Raw genomic sequence first — 17,233 nt, forward strand, 5'->3', positions numbered from 1 at the left:
AGTCCCCAAAAAAATCGTATGTCGATGATTGCCGTGCTCTGGACCTTCAGTCCGACCAATCCTTGAAGATTTTACTCCTCAAGGAACGGCCTCCTGACTATACTTTTATAGCATGATATTCGATTTCACCTGGACTTCATCGTACTTGGCGCTATTGACTTTCTCACGTGAGAGCAGTGTGCCGATGATCGCTCCAATAAAACCTAGCGGGATCGAGATGATGCCCGGATTCGTTAGCGTAAACCACGGTTCGCCGACAAAAATGGCCTTTCCGGCAACCGGATTCCAGACACTAGGGCTCATTGCCACGAGAATCAGTGCACTGATCAGCCCCATCAACATACCGGTTACCGCACCGGTTGTATTGAATCTTCTCCAGAATATCGTAAACAGAATGACAGGCAAGTTCGCACTAGCCGCAATCGCGAAAGCTACGGAAACAAGGAACGCAACGTTAAGCTTGGAAGCCAGCAATGATAAGAGAATGGAGAGCACCGCTACGCCAACGGAAGCCCAGCGCGCCACTTTCATTTGTTCCTTTTCGGTTGCCTGACCGCGTCGCAGAATGTGACTGTAGAAGTCATGCGCAAAGGCGGACGCTGCTGACAGCACTAAGCCCGTCACAACGGCGAGAATCGTCGCAAAGGCGACCGCCGAGATGAAGGCGAAGAAAAATTCGCCGCCCAGCGCGCGCGCCAGCAAAGGCGCCGCCATATTACCGCCCTTATCGGCGGCGAGAATGTTGTCGTAGCCGACGAATGCCGCAGCGCCGAAGCCGAGAAAGATCGTCATCACGTAAAAAATGCCGATCAGCCATGTCGCATAGACAACTGAACTTCTGGCGGTAATCGCATCCCTTACCGTGAAGAAGCGGATAAGAATATGCGGCAAGCCTGCGGTACCGAGCACCAGCGCCAGGTTGAGGGAGAGCGTATCCAGAGGGATTTTGTACTTGTTGCCCGGATTCAGGAAACTTTCCTTCAAAGGCGTGGCAGTTTTCATGCTCTCAAACATTTCCGAAATACTAAAATGAAACTTGGCAAAAACGATGAGCGATAGGATGAGCGTTCCGCCCATCAACAAGATCGCTTTAATGATCTGCACCCACGAAGTCGCCCGCATGCCGCCGAATACAACGTAAACCGTCATCAAAGCGCCAACGATCAAAACGGATTGCGTGTACGAGAGCCCGAGCAACAATTTGATCAGCGCACCCGCTCCTACGAGCTGAGCGATCATATAAAAGATCGAGATCGTTACCGTATTCAGCGCAGCAATTCCGCGCACTTTTTTATCGTCGAACCTTGCGGCGATCATATCCGCCATCGTATATTTACCCAGGTTGCGAAGCGGTTCGGCCACCAGATAAAGAACGACAAGATAAGCTACAAGGAAACCGATGCTGTAGAAAAATCCATCAAAACCCGAAAGCGCAATCGTTCCGGCGATACCGAGAAAAGACGCCGCGGACATGTAGTCGCCTGCGATAGCAAGTCCATTTTGCCAGCCGGTCAATCCACCGCCAGCGGTGTAGAATTCATTCGTCGAATTCGTTTTCTTGGCCGCATAATACGTAATGATTAACGTAATCGCGACAATCCCCACGAATAGCCAAAAAGCGGTAGCATGCATAAATACTTCCCCCTCACAGTTTCATATTTTTGCGGATCGATGCTACGAGCTCATCGAACTTTTTCGCTTTCTTTTGATACAACGTACAGAGCACCCATGTCATAATGAACTGGGCAAAAGCAAAAACCCACGCCCACGAAACAGGTCCAATGGCAGCATGATTGAGAAATTTTGTGTACGAAGTCAAGATCGGCAACAAAAAGTAGAAGGCTAGAAAAAATACGGTCCACGGCACGATAAACTGCCGCTTTTTCTTCAAGAGCGTCTGAAACTGAGCAGACTTCACGATGTCTGAATAACTCTGGGATTTAGCTTTTTTGGCAAATCGAGGGTCCATGTGTTTCGCCTCCTGCGTGTTTGGTAGAAGCCTGCTTCGAAAACAAAACCTTTAAGGAAAACGCTTGCAATAATGAATTGTCATGCAAAGCATTACTAATACATATACAAAAAAAACCAAGCTTTATGCTTGATTTTTCTTCATTTCTATGAGGAGACGATCTCAATTTCATCCGTCGCTTGTTCCTTACCGCCAGAAGCCTTCCTATATTTCCAAATAATGAGCAAGCACAAAATAACCGTCAATACACCGCAGCTGACAAAAGCACCGTTCGCCCCAAACCTGTCAGCGACATAGCCTGCAAACAGGTTACCAATCGGCGTCGATCCGGCGAATACGAGCGAATACACGCTCATGACACGTGCCCTGTACTCCTCTTTGGCATTCATTTGAAGATTCGAATTACTGTTGGTTGCAAACATGATGTTAAAAAATCCGGTAAACGCCAGAATCAAGCCACATAGCCAAACGGAGCTGCTTAATCCATTAAAAATAAGACATATCGCAACAAGCAGGCTGGCTATGATACTAATCTGAATCCGTGGCCCTTGCTTGCTGCGGAAAGACATCGTTAAAGCGCCTGCAAAAGAACCGACGCCCAAGCATGACATGAGTGTGCCGTAGGTGGTCTCTCCCATATGCAGCACATTTTTAGTGAAGACAGGGATTAAAACATTAAAATTGAAAGCCAACGTGCCGATGACAGTCACAAGCAGTACAGTTTGCGCGAGCAGAGGATCACGGGCAATATAGATGATGCCATCCTTTATTTCTTTCATTACGCCTTCGCTGGAGCGCTGCTTCCGCACATAAGGCGCTGCTTGAATATGCAGCAACCCATAGAGAACGGCGATAAAGCTGATTCCATTCAAAAGAAAGCACCAACCGGCGCCCAGCATCGCCATCATGACAGCACCGATCGAAGGGCCAACGATTCTCGCCATGTTAAATGTGGTCGAATTCAAGGCGATCGCATTCATCAAGTCTTCTTTGCCTACGATCTCAATATTAAAAGCCTGCCGTGTCGGCATATCCAGCGTATTATTAAGCCCGAGCAGCAGCGCAAGGACCAGGATGTAGCTGTATTTCACCGTACCTGTGAGGACTAGCGCAGCCAAAGTAAAGGCGAGAATCATCGCTACCGTTTGGGTGACCAGCAGGATGTTTTTCTTGGGAAACTTATCGACAATGATGCCCGCGAATAAAGAAAAACAGAGAATCGGCAAAAACTGAAATGCACCGACCAATCCAAGCTTGAACGGTGATCCCGTAATTTGCAGCACGAGCCAGGATTGCCCGATATTTTGCATCCAGGTGCCGATCAGCGAAACGCACTGCCCTAACCATAAATAACGGTAATTGCGATGGGTTAATGCATGAAAATGCCGATCAATAAATGTCGATCCCGTATGTCGTATGTTCATGAGTCCCTCTGCTCCTCTGCGAATCGAGCCGCATTATTGCCCATTTTTTCCAAAATGGAATGCGCCAATCGTTTCTCTTCTTCCGTGAGTCCGAATGTCAATCGTTCCCGCCAATCCGTCAAGACCTTGCGCACATCTTCCTTGATGGTCAGCGCTTTTGCGGTTAGATGAACTTCGTTGCATCTTTTATCTTTCATACTTACTCGTCGCGTTATGTAGCCTTGCGCCTCCAGCTTTTTCAGTGCTTTGGCCGTGGTGCCTTTATCGATTTTCAAATAGTCGCTCAATTCTTCTTGCGTGAGGCCGTCTTCCTTATAGAGCGCGTTCAGGAAAATATGTTGGCCTCTGCCGATATCGAGCGATTGCAAGCGCTCGCCGATATACATCTGGCCATAACGATAGAGCAGAGACACCCAGCGTGGAATTGAATTCTTGGCATCTATCATGTACTTCCCCCCGTTTTGACATGTACAATCCGTTAGTTGCATCGTACCACTATCCCATCATACGCCCATTCAGTTGCAAGTGCAACTGTTTTCAAGGCGGGGTTCGAGGTCTATCTTACAGGCATGTCATCCTCTCTTGCCAGTCTTGGAGACTTGCAATCTGGAGTCTTGGCGAAGATCTACTTCTCCTGAAAGAGCCTTTTTGGGCGTTACAAGTGCTGGCAGGCGCAAATTCTCGTCTGTAACGCCCGAAAAGGGCCTTAGAGCGGCCGCGACTCGCTCCACGGCGGAAAAAGCGAGCTGTTGCGCCCGTTTTGGGCGTTACAGACGCTGCCAAGCGCAAGTTCCCACCGGTAACGGCCAAAAAGGGCGTTACCGGTGCTCTTACTGGCTTCAGCGACGGTCTACTTCACCTGTAACGCTGCGTCTGACCGATGAAAAGAAAAAAACTGTCCCCAGCACACACCAATAGCTGCGCTAGGGACAGTTTCATTCAACTACTTTTTGTAAATGCGGTACATCATGACCGCTGTTTCCGCTCTAGTTGCCGTACTCAGCGGGTGGATCTGACTGCCATCACCCGTAATGATGCCATTTTTGGTGAGTGTGGCCGCACTGTCGACCGCGTAACCCGCGATCTCCGCCCGGTCTGCATATTTATCCAGATCCGATGCAGAGCCTTTTTGCAGTGTTTTCCCTGCAATTTGCATGGCTCTTGCGGTTAATGTCATCATATCTTGGCGGGTGACCGGAGCATTCGGCTCAAATCGGTTACCATCCGCTCCTTCAGTTACGCCCAATTTCTTAGCGATACCTACAGCACCGTAATAATAATCCGTAGAAGATACGTCTGCGAAAGATTCATTTGATTTTACCTCTGCTTTTAAGCCTAAAGCTTTGACCAGCAGGAGAACATAGTCCGCTCTCTTCACAGGCGCTCCGGGGGTGTACGTGCTTTCGCCCGTGCCTTCGATAATGCCTTCCGCAGCCAGTGCATCGATCGCCTCTTTGGCCCAATCATAGCTGCCAATATCCTTGAAAGTCTTGCCGGCATAAGCAACGGCATACCGGCTAAAGTGGTTCGTTGTGAAGGTCACATACCCCGTTGCAGCATCATACTTGCTGCCTGAAACAGGTGTGATATGCCCTTGATCGTCAATGTACCACACGGTGATTCTTTCCGGATGAGCCAATTCCTCGGCGGTTGGCGTGTACGGTATGGATACCTGAACTGGCGCGTCCGCGTGATTCCAAGGAACGGCTGCCCCGTTAACTCGCAGTTGTAAATCTATGACCGGCTTATTGCCGATTTGCGTTTGCAGCGCCGCACTGATACCTGTTTTATCCGCAGAGCTGATTCTAAGCTCGACTTGATCTGAGGTTGTATCCGTTCCTTGCAGCATATTGCTTGGAATCAATATTTTTCCCAGCTCCGTAACAATCTCCATCTTCTTAGTGCCGTCTTGCTGCATCAGTTGGCTGGATGGGAGGGTAATGCCATATCCTTGTTGACCGTCCAGCTTCGGAACTTCGATGCGGATTGTTTTCACGCCGGCGGAATTCGCTGATGCTTTGGAAAATGCTTCGGTTAGTGATGCCGCTTCAATCGTTGTGATTGCTGCTCCGCTTGCGTCAACGCTAGGTTGCGGTGCTTTAATCGTAGGTATGGAGTCCTCTTGTACAGGAGGCGTTACAGGAGAAGTACTATCTCCGCTTCCGCCATTACCGCCAGAGTCACCGCCACCTTGACTGCTTTCTTGAATCAAGTAAGTATAAGGCGCTACAAAACTTTCTTTCAGGCCATCTCCAACGGCTATCGCTCGAATAACAGCTTGATCTGTAACTTTAATTGCATCCGTGTACAGTGTGCTTGCCGAAGTCGGCATTGATCCGTCGATAGTGTAGTAAATCTTAGCTCCTGGTGTTGCCGTTGTTAGTGTAACCACTTGAGCTGAAGAATAAGTTCCCGCCTTCAATGAGGCTCTCGGAAGCAGGGTTCGCTCCTGCGGCACCGCCACAACGTCAGTCGGCTCCAGCGCGAACCAATCCAGATTGAAACCATCGCCTAAATCTAACAACTTCAAAGTTTGCTCGCCCTGAGGCATGACAACTACATCGCTAACCGTGGAGTAGCTTCCCCAGCCGCCTGTTCCCGGCATTTTCGTCGTCGCCAGTTTAACGGCGCCTGAGCTTACCTCTACGGATACGCCGCTTTGCGGTGTAGCGTAGCGATAAGTGATTTTATAGGTGCCAGCTTGCTTAATATTTACCGAATAATTCAAGAATTTATTGGCGGCCAGGTAACCGACATTTTGGAAAGCCGGTGTGCCGCTATTATCCTGAATGATTCCCTGATCGTCCGCCACATAGCTCTCTGCTTCCACTTTCAGCTCGCCGCTATCGGACGTCGGCTGTGCGGTCAGCTTATCCAGTTGGATCCAGTTGAGCTCGAAGCCGCCTGCCCCCGCAAATACCCGCAGCTTTTGCGAACCTGCGTGAAGCTGTACCGTTCCACGAATCGTGAACCAGTTGGTGTTACCGACACTTGGAATGTTAAAATCAGTCAGCTTAGTTCCATCTTCCGCTTTCAGCACAATGCCTTTGGCGGCTCCGCTGCTGAAGTTAATTCGAAGGGTGGCGACATAAGCCCCATCTTCCGGTACTTGTATCGGGTAGTCGATCCAATCGCCAGCATCAAAACCGGTCACCTTCTTGCTGTTGTTCGGACCGCCAGCGAGACTAACACCCTGCATTTTATAGAACTTTTCTGCGGAAATAGTGCCCGGCACATTCACAGGCGCCACCGGATTCGCAGTACCCAAACAAATGATATCTGCCGTTAAAGCTAATCCGCCCGTAGAATCCGTATAAGCGGTAACCGGCACATTGAACGTGAGCTTCAAATCCCCGTAATAAGGCGTATTGTTCCAACCTAATTGGACATTTACTTGTGTAGGACTCACATAAGTAACGCTCGTCACACTAATGTGACCATCAACAGCTCCAGTTCCGGATACGGTAATGTTCTGCACTTGATCCTGGACGAATTGTCCGCCATTCAAAGTAAGCGGAATCACAACATTATTGACCCCATAAGGAAGCGGTGTCTGCGGCGCAGATAAGCTTTCGCTATCATTTATCTCAGTAAACCTGATGCTTCCACTTACTGGAAGTGTAGGTCCATAAACGCTTCCGATTACGGTTTCCGTAGAAGCCGCCTCGAGAACTGCCGTCTGATCTGTGTCATAATCCACGCTGCTATTACCGCTGAGCTCGAGCAAGGCATGCTGATCGTCGATTTTATTCATACTGCCGACTTTTACGCCAGGCAAACCATTCAACTTCCAGTTGGCTGAATGGAGCGGTCCGCTCCAAGTATCGTTCAGCAGTTGAACGGCAATCTGAGCGCCGGATTCCGAGCCCTCTGCTATGGAATGGTTTTGCTTAGCCAGCAATGTCGGGCCGAATGCCACCCAATCCAGGTTGAAGCCTGCGTTATGGACATTCAACTTAAGCGTATGGCTTCCTGCCGTTAAATCCAATGCCCCGGTTACCGTCACCCAATCGATCCAGCCGGTAGAACCGGATAAATAGGTGGAGCCGATTACGGTGTTATTTTCGCTCCAGTCCGCATGAGGAATCGTGCCGGCCGGTGCTGCATAACGGTAAGTTAAATTGTAAGTACCTGCTACCGGAACTTCGACGTTATAGGTCATCCAGTCGTTGACGTCGGCATATCCGACAGCCGCTCCGTCTGCCGTATCCTGTACGAGCACACCGGATGCCGCTGCGAAGTTTTCCGCTTCAAGCAAGCCTGGCAGCTTGATGGCTGCTGCTGCTTTCGTAAAGCTGAGCTTAGACAGATTAAAGTCTTTACCCTGCGTGGTAAGTGTCAATTTGTGAACGCCTGCACTTAGCGTCACCCGGGTGCGAATGGAGCTGAAATTGTCCCATCCATACGTCTTTTGCGGCAGGGCGATGTTCGCCAGCGTTATTCCATCTTGCTTTAACGTAACCGAAGCATTCTCTTGATTTCCCGCATAGCTAAGATCGAAATCATAAGCGCCGCTCTCTTTGACATTGACCATATAATCAAATGAAGCCTGTTCTGTTGCACTGGCCGCACCTTGATTCAGGTGTCCGATATACGTGCCGGATTCAATTTGGAAGCTGCCTCGCGAGCTGTCCATATCCTTGGCGTTGAGCGACCCGGGTACCGATCTGGTTGCCTGCAAACGATCCCAACGGTAAGTTGCCACCGATTTAGCAGGAACGGTCGCCAGGATTTGCGTGCCGTCCACTAACAGTTTGACAGCCTGATCTTTGGACGTCTGATTGATCACGACCGTGACTATTTTTTTCCCGTCCGGACTTTTAAATGAGACGTTCGTAACGGTATCGGCCGAACCGTAATTGCTATCGATTCTCACATAACCGGGCTCTACGAACTTGGAGAATTGCCCCATCAAATAGAATTCTGGTGCTGCCCAGTAATTGTCGACATTGCCGGAATCGAGAATCAAAGGCGTCGGATCAGGCGTCCCCACCCATTGATGGGTATGGATATCGCTATCGAGCATAGCCACCCATGAATTATAGCTGCGCGCCCAGTTGCGGAAATATTTCGCCATCGTATCGGCGCCTTTCGTGCCCCATACAGCGCGTTCCGTCAAATAAACGTTTTTCTCTGGATACATATCATGGAGCTTGGACATGAGACCCAGATCGCCGCCATAGTCATGGAAGGCGGTTCCGTCAACAGCATCATAGGCCCCCTCCACATTATCCTTCAGGATTTGTGCCGGATACGCCATCGTATCCCCGGGATTATGGTCGAAGGTCCAAATTTTCACGTCTTGCAAACCATTCGCATCGAGCTCTGCCCGAAGCAGCTTGGCGAGTCGCGCTTCCTGCTCCCAAGGCATGCTGGTGCTTGGATAATCGATCTCTAAGAGCGGTTCGTTTTGCATCGTCATTGCTGAAATCGGAATGCCTTCAGCCTTATAGGCTTGAATGTACTTCACATAGTATTTGGCGAGCACAGGCAAGTACTCATCCTTCACTTGACCGCGAATCATGCTATCCGTCGTTTTCATCCAGCCCGGAGGACTCCACGGTGAAGCGAAAAATTTCATATCCGGATTGAGCTGCTTGATTTGCTTTAATGTGTCAATGATGTGGTAATCCCTATCTTTCTGGATGGAGAAATGGTCCAGCCCCACATCTGTCTGTCCAGCCGGCATATCGTCGTAGGTGTAAAAGGTTTGCGCCGTGAAGTCCGGCGTACCGATGGTCACCCGCGTCATGCTCATGCCGATGCCGTCTGTACGGCTGACCATGCTTTTCAGCACTTCGGTCCTTTTTGCCGGGGACATTTTCCACAGATTGTACACCGTCGACTCTTCCATCGACGTACCCATACCGATCATCGACTGGTACGTTTTATCCGGATCGATGTGAATTTCCGTTCCCGCATTGGCATCCGGCATCGCGATATCCAGCTTCGGCTGGGCCTCCAGCTTTTTATCTCCCGCTTGATATCGTGGCGCATAATACCAGAGCGTATTAGAAGGGTCTCTCTCGTTTGTGATCCAAGATTCAACCGCACTTGGCTGAATAACCGTTTGCGGCGTCTGCGGAATCGTTCCACCGCCGCCATTGTCACCATTGTTACCATTTCCTTCGTCTATAGGCGGTACGTCACCGACGCGTTTAAACTCGATCCAGTTCAAGTTGATAGAGCCGCCTGTATAAACAAGGCGAATCTTCTGGGTGCCCGCTTGGCGCAGAACCACGTTATTGACCGTCTTCGTTTGCCAATTTTGCCAACCGCCCGTGCTTCCCACGGAAAGGGTGCCCAGCGTATTGCCGGCGGCACTCGTAATTTTCATACCTGTGGCACCGTCCAAATTTGCTGCGTAACGGAAGTCGACCGCATAGGTACCGGGACTGCTTACGTTGATTTTGTACTCCAGCCAATCGTTCGGGTCAGACCAGCCGACGTCTTTGGTGCCTTCACTGGAATCCTCCAGCTGTAGTCCGCTCTGTGCGGTGAAGCTCTCTGCTTCGATCTTCCCGGGAACCGCTTGCGCTGGGATACTAGGATCATCATCCGGCTTCGCAGGTTTTGGTGGAAGCGCTGGTGTCACGGTATTCTTGGTTAAGCCATAACCATAATCGAACAAGACATAAGGATTCGGCGAAGTACGATCCCACATCGGGTACGATTCCACATAAAAAGGCCAACGGATCGGCAGTTTGCCGGTAAAATCGTAGTTACCGAATAATACATCGGCAACGCCTTGACCTTCTGTACCAGGCAGCCAAGCTGCAATAAGCCCTGCCCAGTCGCTCATTTGATCGCTAATCGTGAGCGGTCTTCCGGAAACAAGAACAACCACAATTGGAATGTTCGGATTCGTAGAACGAATATTTTGCAACGTCGCCAAATCTTCCTGATCCAAGTTCAGATTATTCGTATCGCCGCTAGTTTCCGCGTAAGGCTTCTCGCCCACAACAGCTATCGCCACATCGTAGCCCTCTGAACCACGCCCATGCAGGTTGTATTTGACTGTTTTCGTCGTTCCGACCGCATCTTGAATTCCTTTCAGAATCGAGGTTCCTTTGGTAATGGCTCCGGATTTCCCCTGCCAAGTAATCGACCAGCCACCGGCTTGGTTGCCGATATCGTCCGCATTCTTTCCGGCAACGAAAATTTTGCTCATCGATTTCAGCTTCGAGAGAATCGGTTGTCCGCCGACTTGATCGTTCTTGAGCAGCACCAGCGATTCTCGCACCGCTTGGCGTGCAATTTCCCGATGTGCCGCAGAACCGAACAAGCCCGCCAGATCCGGATCCGTCTTCGGATGTTCGAATAAACCGGCCTCGAATTTCACTTTGAGGATGCGGGAGGCTGCATCATCAATTCGAGCCGAAGTGATAGAACCTTCATCGACCAACGCTTTAATATCCGTAATGCAAGCTTTCCAATTCGCCGGCTCCATGAACATATCTACGCCTGCATCTATGGCTACGCGCAGCTGATCCTTCAAACCGCTTACCGCTTTGCCGTCCCAGTCTTTTGAGATTTGCTCGATGCCGTTCCAGTCGGAAACGACAAAGCCGTCAAAACCAAGCTGCCCCTTCAATACATCTGTCAGCAGCCGCTTGTTCGCATGCATCTTGATGCCTTGAATGCTGCTGTAGGACGCCATCACAACCTTCGCCCCGGCTTTTATCGCTTCCTGGTAAGCGAGCAAATCTTTATCAATCATTTGCTGCTCCGTAAAGTCAGCGACATCCCCTTGATTAGTGCCATTCTTCGTGTAGCCTTCGCCAAAAAAGTGCTTGGCCGTGGCGACCACTTTCGTCGGTAGCTTAAGCTGACTGGCCGTATCCCCTTGCAGCCCCTGAATGTAAGCGGCTCCCATTTGCGCGACAAGGCGAACATCATCGCCAAAGCCCTCGTAAGTCCGTCCCCACCGCGGATTTTGCGGGTCCGCGATCGTTGGAGCGAACGTCCAGTTCGTTCCGGCCGATTTGATCTCCTCCGCAGCAGCAGTGCCAATTTGCTTGACCAAAGCAGGGTTGCGTGTCGCTCCCAAACCGATGTTATGAGGAAACAGCGTCGCATCGATTACGTTATTATGACCATGCAGCGCATCGACCCCGTATAACAACGGAATGCCTAATCTAGTGGATAACGCCCCATCCTGAAATTGATCCACCATTTCGGACCATTTTTCACGCGTGCTTGCGCTTTGTTTGCCATCCGGGAAAGAACCGCCTCCACTCAGGACAGAACCAAGAAAATTGTCCTTCACCTCTTCAGGCGTAACGGAAGCGCGCTCGGCTTGTATCATTTGGCCAATCTTCTCATCGAGCGTCATTCTTCCCAGCAAATCGCTGACTCTGGCCGCCGCGGGCTGAGTAGGATCCAGGTATGGCGGCAAACTTCCGGTTGAACCGGCAGCCTGCGCCGGGACTACTCCTGCCAAATACGAACAGAGGAGAACTCCCACCGAAAATAAAGAAATTTTCTTTTTCAAAGCTGATTACCTCCTATGAATAAAGTTCACCTCAGGCTATCCTTTAACTGCTCCAGCTGTAATGCCTCTTGTAATTTGATCCGTAAAAATCAAGTAAATCAGGATAGAAGGAATCGCGATGATCGCAAGCACTGCAAATTGCGCGCCGTAATTGGATGAATACTGACCCATAAAATAGACGACGGCAAAAGGTAGCGTTCGCAGCGTGTCCTTATCAATGTAAGTCACCGCCATAATGAATTCATTCCAACAGCTCAAAAAGGCAAGCACCGCAACGGTTGCAATCGCCGGCTTCAGGATCGGCAAAATAATCCGGTAAATCAACCCCGGGACGTTCAATCCATCCAAGATGGCCGCTTCCTCCAGCGCCCGGGGAATTGTCTCCAGAAATCCGGTAATGATGAACATACTGACCGGAATCGAGAAAGTGACATACGGTAAAATCAAAGCCAAATACGAGTTCAAAATCCCCGCCTGCTGAAACAAAATAAAATTGGGGAGGAGCGTCGAGTAAATTGGAATGATCATACCGATCATGATGAGTCCGAAGACGGCATTTTTCAGCTTCCATTGCATCCTTGTGAGCGCATAGCCCATCGTGATGGAGAAAAACACAATGACCCCAATGGAAATCGTTGAAACAAGCAGACTATTCAGAAACAGGGTCGTGATATGCGCACCATTGAACGCATCTTTATAGTTTTTCCACATCGGCGGGTCCGGCCATTTCAATAAACTGGAGCCAAAGAAATCACCGCTTTTCAAAAGCGAATAATCAAACAGCCACACTAGCGGGAACAACTCGGCCAGAACAAGCAGCGCCATGAATACGACTAATAACTGCTTAGGAAGACCCGTAAGTTTCATCTTAATATTCACCTACGTCTTTCTTCATCGCCCGGTTGAGAATAACGGTAACAACGAGACATATCACAACAAATAGGATCGAGATCGCATTGCCGTAGCCATACAAACCTTCACGAAACGCTTTGGAATACAAGTAGGTCGACAAGAACTGTGTGCTGTTCGCCGGACCGCCCCCCGTCATCAGATATACCGTCTCCATCTGTTTAAATGCAGCAACCACGGCCAAAATGATGTTGACCCGGAGTACTGGGGCAAGCAGCGGAAAAATGATACGCCTATTCAGCTGATACTGGGACGCCCCATCCAGCATTGCTGCTTCATACAGGTCTTTCGGAACGCCTTTAATTCCGGCGTAATACAGAAGAAATGCGTAGCCGAAGCCTTGCCACATGCACACAAAAATAATACAGCCGATTGCTAGCGCCCCATCCCCCAACCAATCCTGCTTCCAAGCTTCGAGCCCTAATCCTTCCAGCATTCGGTTCAACAAGCCGAATTGCGTGTTGAAAACGCTTACCCATAGCTGTGTCGTAACGAAGGTGGAGATGATCGACGGGATGAATATACATACACGCAGCAGCTTTTCGAAGCGGCCGCAATACTGTACAAGCATGGCAATCAGGATCGCAAGCGGATGCTGCAGCAGCACTAGCCCTAAACCAAGCAGCACGCTGTTGAGCAGCGATTTCCAAAACACCTCATCCCTCATTACGATCTCGATGAAGTTCTTCGGCCCGATGAACCGGTAAGCGGCAACCCCGTCCCAATCCGTCAAACTGTAGTAAACACTTACCAGGATGGGAATAAAAATCATGGCCATAAACAAAAGCATGCCCGGCGCTACAAGCCAAAAAACCGTTTTTTTGTTGCTTATGATTGTATGCACGCTCATCACCTATCCGTTAGCACCGGGGCAAAGTCTACGAAAGATGCCCGCAAGTTCGCCCCATGCTTGATTGGACATTATCTATTTAGAAGCCTTTGCCGATTTATCGGCCGCTTCGTCAATCACCTTGGAGAATTCCTCCGGGGTCATTTTGTTGCTTTCCAGCTTTTGAAGCGAATCGTAGTACGTTTTTTGCGTATCCGGTGTGAACTTATCTTGCGAGGCGGTACCGCTGAACGTCTTCGAGCCGTTGAAAATCCTGGTCAAATCCTTCTGCACCTCAGTCTCTTTGCCCGTCATGAATTGGTCGTACTTCTGCGCAGGGAATGTAATTCCGTTCTGCCATACGCCTTTGGCCCAACCATCCGGACGGAACATCCATTTCAGGAACTCGATCGCTTCCTTTTTGTGTTTCGAATTGTTCGATACGGCGTATCCGCCGCCGAACCACGCGGTCAGATCCTCTATGCTGCCTTTGCCTTCTTCCATGCCGGGAATAGGGAACGCACCGATATTGTTGCGCACTTCCTCAGAGAAATTCGTGTCTGCAGCCATCCCCATTTCCCACTCGCCCATCATGAACATAGCCGCTTTGCCTTGTCCGAACATATTGCGCGCTGCGCCGTAATCCTGGTTCAGGAAACCGTCGCCGAATGCGCCGGCTTTGATCCATTTCTGCATGGCGCCAGCCGCCTGGGCCACGGCAGGATCTGCAAATGTGCCGCTGCGGTCCATCCCTTTTTTCGAAGTATCCCATGTACCGGAAGCTCTTTGCAGCAGCGTGTCGAACCAAAGCCCGGACGTCCAGGCTTCTCTGCCGTCCATCGCAATCGGCACAATTTTCTTCGCCTTGAGTTTCGTGACCACGTCAAGCAATTCGGCTTCTGTTTTCGGAACTTGCAGACCGTTGTCCGCAAACATTTTCTTGTTGTAGTAGAGGACCCAGAAGTCGGAATTTCTTGGGAGACCATATAATTTGCCATCAAAGCTGAACCCGTCCAGCGACGCCGGAATAAAGCCCATATCTTTCAGTTCGTCTTTGTTGATCTCAGCTAACGCGTTATTGTTCACAAGAGGCTTCAAATAGTTCGTATTTCCCCAAGCGCTTATAATATCCGGAAGCTGATTCGATGCATTATAGACTTTGATTTTATCCTGGAACTGAGGATCCGGAGACAGCGTCTCGACTTTGATCTGGATGTTCGGATTTTTTTGCATATACTCGTCGATCAACTGCTGCTCTAATTTGCCTTGTCCAACAGTCCGATCGGAGTTATTCGTAAAAAAGGTTAGCGAGATTTTCTCGGCTTTCGGCGCTTCGGTTGCTTTCGCAACTGCACTGGATGATGCCGCCGACGGGGCTGGCGTACTGCTGGTGCTGCCCGTGTCGCTCGTACCGCTTCCGCAACCGGCTAATCCGATCATGGAAGCTAGAACCGCCATACAGATACTTGTAGGTTTGAGGCGCAACGTTTTCATGGAACCCACCTTCTTGGGATTATTGGATGACTCCTGAGATTGACTTCATTGTAAAACAGTCGTTCAAGCATTGTTAGGCCGCATTTTTCAGGAATGGTTGTAAATTTTTTAAGTTCTTGCTTCATTTCTCACTGTTTAACCGGTAACGGTTCGCTCTAAGATCTATAAAATTTGTTCATTTTTACGTTTCTCTTGTACGTTTTTTAGGTTCTGGGCACCAAAGCCATTTTTTTGTTGCCAAGCTGCCCGACTCTTTTTATTATTAAATTGATCTCCGGCACAAAAAGGGGGACCGCGATGTTACGAAATCCGTTAGCCAAATGGTACCTGGATCTGCCGATTCAAAGAAAACTGCTGCTTTGGTTCGTTCCCTTAATTCTGGTCACAATCGCTATCACCGGCGTATATTCTTATAAAGTCGCCGAAAATGAAATCGTTTCCAAAATGAGTTCCGAGCAAGCAGGGACAGCAAGGCAAGCTATCGATCATCTGGATTATATCGCTCAGGATGCGCTCGATATTTCCGATTATTTATACCTATCTCCGGAAATTCAGTCCTTGCTGGCTACCGATTCTAATAAAAATGACGAAATCACAAACCAATTCATTTTCGATTCCATCAACCGGTTGATGGTGACCCGGCTCTATTTTCAATTTTTGACGATCTATTCACCCCATTTCCCGGCCATCCAATTCAATAACAAAGGCCTGTCCTCAGCCATTCCTTTCGAGGAATTTAAGGAAAAATTCGATTACGAAGGGCTGATCCGGCGTAAACTCATTGAATCCTGGAGCGTAGAGGTGCCCAACCGCAACAAGAGCATCTTCTACGGCGATAACAAAAACAAACTGCTGCTTACCAAGGTGTTAAAAAACGAGCTGACGCTGAAGCCCGAAGGGATCGTGATCCTGGGCATCGACGAAAACGATATTCGGCGTTCCTACTCCACCCCTGAAAATCGCACCAAAGTCATCGTCATTGGCGCAGACGGTAATGTGCTTTCGGATACCGATGGGAATTGGGTTGGCCGTCCGATCGGAGAGCTTCCCTTCTTCACAAGCCGCATCGAGCGGCCGGAGGAGATCGATGCGGCGATCGGTCGGAACGACTGGGTTTATTCCCACGCACAATCCGGCTTAACCGGTTGGCACGTGCTCGTCTTGCAGCCGCGAGCCGATTTATTGGCCCAACTAAACCGGATCAAAGGCATTACGCTGCTCATTTTATGCGTCACATTTATTATCAGCCTGATAGTCTCTTGGGCTGTGGCTAATGTCATCACCAAACCTATGAAACAGATTCTTGCCTCCATGAAAAAGTTTCAAAAAGGCGATTTTGCCCAACAAGTGCACATAACCAGCAAGGATGAAATCGGACAGCTTGGCAGTGGTTACAATGTCATGGTCCACCGAATTAAAAAATTGATTGATGATGTGTATGCGTTTGACAGCAAACAACGGCAGGCCGAGCTAAAGGTGCTGCAATCGCAGATTAATCCGCACTTTCTGTACAACACGCTGAATACCATTGCTTGGACCGCGCAAAAAAACGGCGAGCATCACGTGGCGGAGATGATCTACTCGCTCTCCGGCATTTTCCAAATCAGCCTGAGCGAGGGACGCGATACGATCCTACTAAAAGAAGAAATGAAGTTGGCCGAGCACTATTTATTCCTGCAAAAAATGCGCAATCCGGGCAAGCTCTCGTATGAATTGAGCGTAGAAGACGGGCTGGATGCTTTCAAAATTCCGAAACTGCTCATCCAACCGCTCGTCGAAAATGCGATCGTTCACGGCATTGAGCCGCTTTCCGAGGAGTCTGGCTGTATTCAAGTCAGCGCAGGCGCCAGCGAGGAGCGGATTGGTTTTATCGACATTGAGGTTACGGATAACGGAGTCGGAATACCTGCAGCCAGATTATCGGAAATCTGCCGGCTGATCCAAGCCGATGCGTCCGATCAAATACCGGTTGTGGCTGGAGAAAGCTTTGCTCTGCTGAATATTATGAATCGCATTCGCTTATTTTATGGGAACGACGCTTGTATGCATATTAGCAGCGTTGAAGGCTCCGGCACACGGATTCTCCTGCAGCTGCCTAATCCGAAGAGGTGATC

9 protein-coding genes are annotated in these 17,233 nt (G+C 49.6%); 1 reads left to right on the plus strand and 8 read right to left on the minus strand.

Annotated elements, in window-relative coordinates:
* Positions 1 to 105: 105 nt before the first annotated feature.
* From ACFQZT_RS06560 to ACFQZT_RS06595, 8 genes are all read right to left on the minus strand, one after another.
* A complete protein-coding gene (locus ACFQZT_RS06560) occupies positions 106 to 1,632 on the minus strand; it encodes a solute symporter family protein (RefSeq protein ID WP_379297735.1) in 1,527 nt (508 codons plus the stop codon).
* A 13-nt stretch (positions 1,633 to 1,645) separates the two neighbouring features.
* Positions 1,646 to 1,969, minus strand: a complete 324-nt coding sequence (locus ACFQZT_RS06565) for a DUF485 domain-containing protein (RefSeq protein ID WP_379297737.1) — start codon at positions 1,967 to 1,969, stop codon at positions 1,646 to 1,648.
* 146 nt (positions 1,970 to 2,115) lie between these two features.
* Positions 2,116 to 3,393 (minus strand): MFS transporter, encoded by a 1,278-nt coding sequence (locus ACFQZT_RS06570; protein WP_379297739.1) that lies wholly within the window; start codon positions 3,391 to 3,393, stop codon positions 2,116 to 2,118.
* The gene (locus ACFQZT_RS06575) at positions 3,390 to 3,839 is read right to left on the minus strand and encodes a MarR family winged helix-turn-helix transcriptional regulator (RefSeq protein ID WP_379297741.1); all 450 of its coding nucleotides are present in this window, start codon (positions 3,837 to 3,839) and stop codon (positions 3,390 to 3,392) included. Before ACFQZT_RS06575 ends, ACFQZT_RS06570 begins: the two co-directional genes overlap by 4 nt.
* 497 nt (positions 3,840 to 4,336) lie before the next feature.
* Positions 4,337 to 11,887 carry a carbohydrate-binding protein gene (locus tag ACFQZT_RS06580; protein WP_379297743.1) on the minus strand — a complete coding sequence of 2,517 codons (7,551 nt, stop codon included), beginning with the start codon at positions 11,885 to 11,887 and terminating at the stop codon, positions 4,337 to 4,339.
* Positions 11,888 to 11,923: 36 nt separating this feature from the next.
* Positions 11,924 to 12,754, minus strand: coding sequence for a carbohydrate ABC transporter permease (locus tag ACFQZT_RS06585; protein WP_379297745.1), 831 nt, complete (start codon positions 12,752 to 12,754; stop codon positions 11,924 to 11,926).
* A 1-nt stretch (position 12,755) separates the two neighbouring features.
* The gene (locus ACFQZT_RS06590; protein ID WP_379297747.1) at positions 12,756 to 13,640 is read right to left on the minus strand and encodes a carbohydrate ABC transporter permease; all 885 of its coding nucleotides are present in this window, start codon (positions 13,638 to 13,640) and stop codon (positions 12,756 to 12,758) included.
* Positions 13,641 to 13,721: 81 nt separating this feature from the next.
* Positions 13,722 to 15,119, minus strand: coding sequence for an ABC transporter substrate-binding protein (locus ACFQZT_RS06595; protein ID WP_379297749.1), 1,398 nt, complete (start codon positions 15,117 to 15,119; stop codon positions 13,722 to 13,724).
* Between the two features lie 297 nt (positions 15,120 to 15,416).
* Between ACFQZT_RS06595 and ACFQZT_RS06600 the strand changes: the two genes are divergently transcribed.
* The gene (locus ACFQZT_RS06600) at positions 15,417 to 17,231 is read left to right on the plus strand and encodes a sensor histidine kinase (protein ID WP_379297751.1); all 1,815 of its coding nucleotides are present in this window, start codon (positions 15,417 to 15,419) and stop codon (positions 17,229 to 17,231) included.
* Positions 17,232 to 17,233 lie beyond the last annotated feature (2 nt).

Origin of the sequence: Paenibacillus sp. GCM10027628 (assembly GCF_042676385.1) — a bacterium.
Lineage (GTDB): Bacteria > Bacillota > Bacilli > Paenibacillales > NBRC-103111 > Paenibacillus_E.

What these genes read in the sequence shown, in the direction of transcription:
- ACFQZT_RS06560 (WP_379297735.1), bottom strand. Translation starts at nt 1,632, where the DNA reads ATGCATGCTACCGCTTTTTGGCTATTCGTGGGGATTGTCGCGATTACG.
- ACFQZT_RS06565 (WP_379297737.1), bottom strand. Translation starts at nt 1,969, where the DNA reads ATGGACCCTCGATTTGCCAAAAAAGCTAAATCCCAGAGTTATTCAGAC.
- ACFQZT_RS06570 (WP_379297739.1), bottom strand. Translation starts at nt 3,393, where the DNA reads ATGAACATACGACATACGGGATCGACATTTATTGATCGGCATTTTCAT.
- ACFQZT_RS06575 (WP_379297741.1), bottom strand. Translation starts at nt 3,839, where the DNA reads ATGATAGATGCCAAGAATTCAATTCCACGCTGGGTGTCTCTGCTCTAT.
- ACFQZT_RS06585 (WP_379297745.1), bottom strand. Translation starts at nt 12,754, where the DNA reads ATGAAACTTACGGGTCTTCCTAAGCAGTTATTAGTCGTATTCATGGCG.
- ACFQZT_RS06595 (WP_379297749.1), bottom strand. Translation starts at nt 15,119, where the DNA reads ATGAAAACGTTGCGCCTCAAACCTACAAGTATCTGTATGGCGGTTCTA.
- ACFQZT_RS06600 (WP_379297751.1), top strand. Translation starts at nt 15,417, where the DNA reads ATGTTACGAAATCCGTTAGCCAAATGGTACCTGGATCTGCCGATTCAA.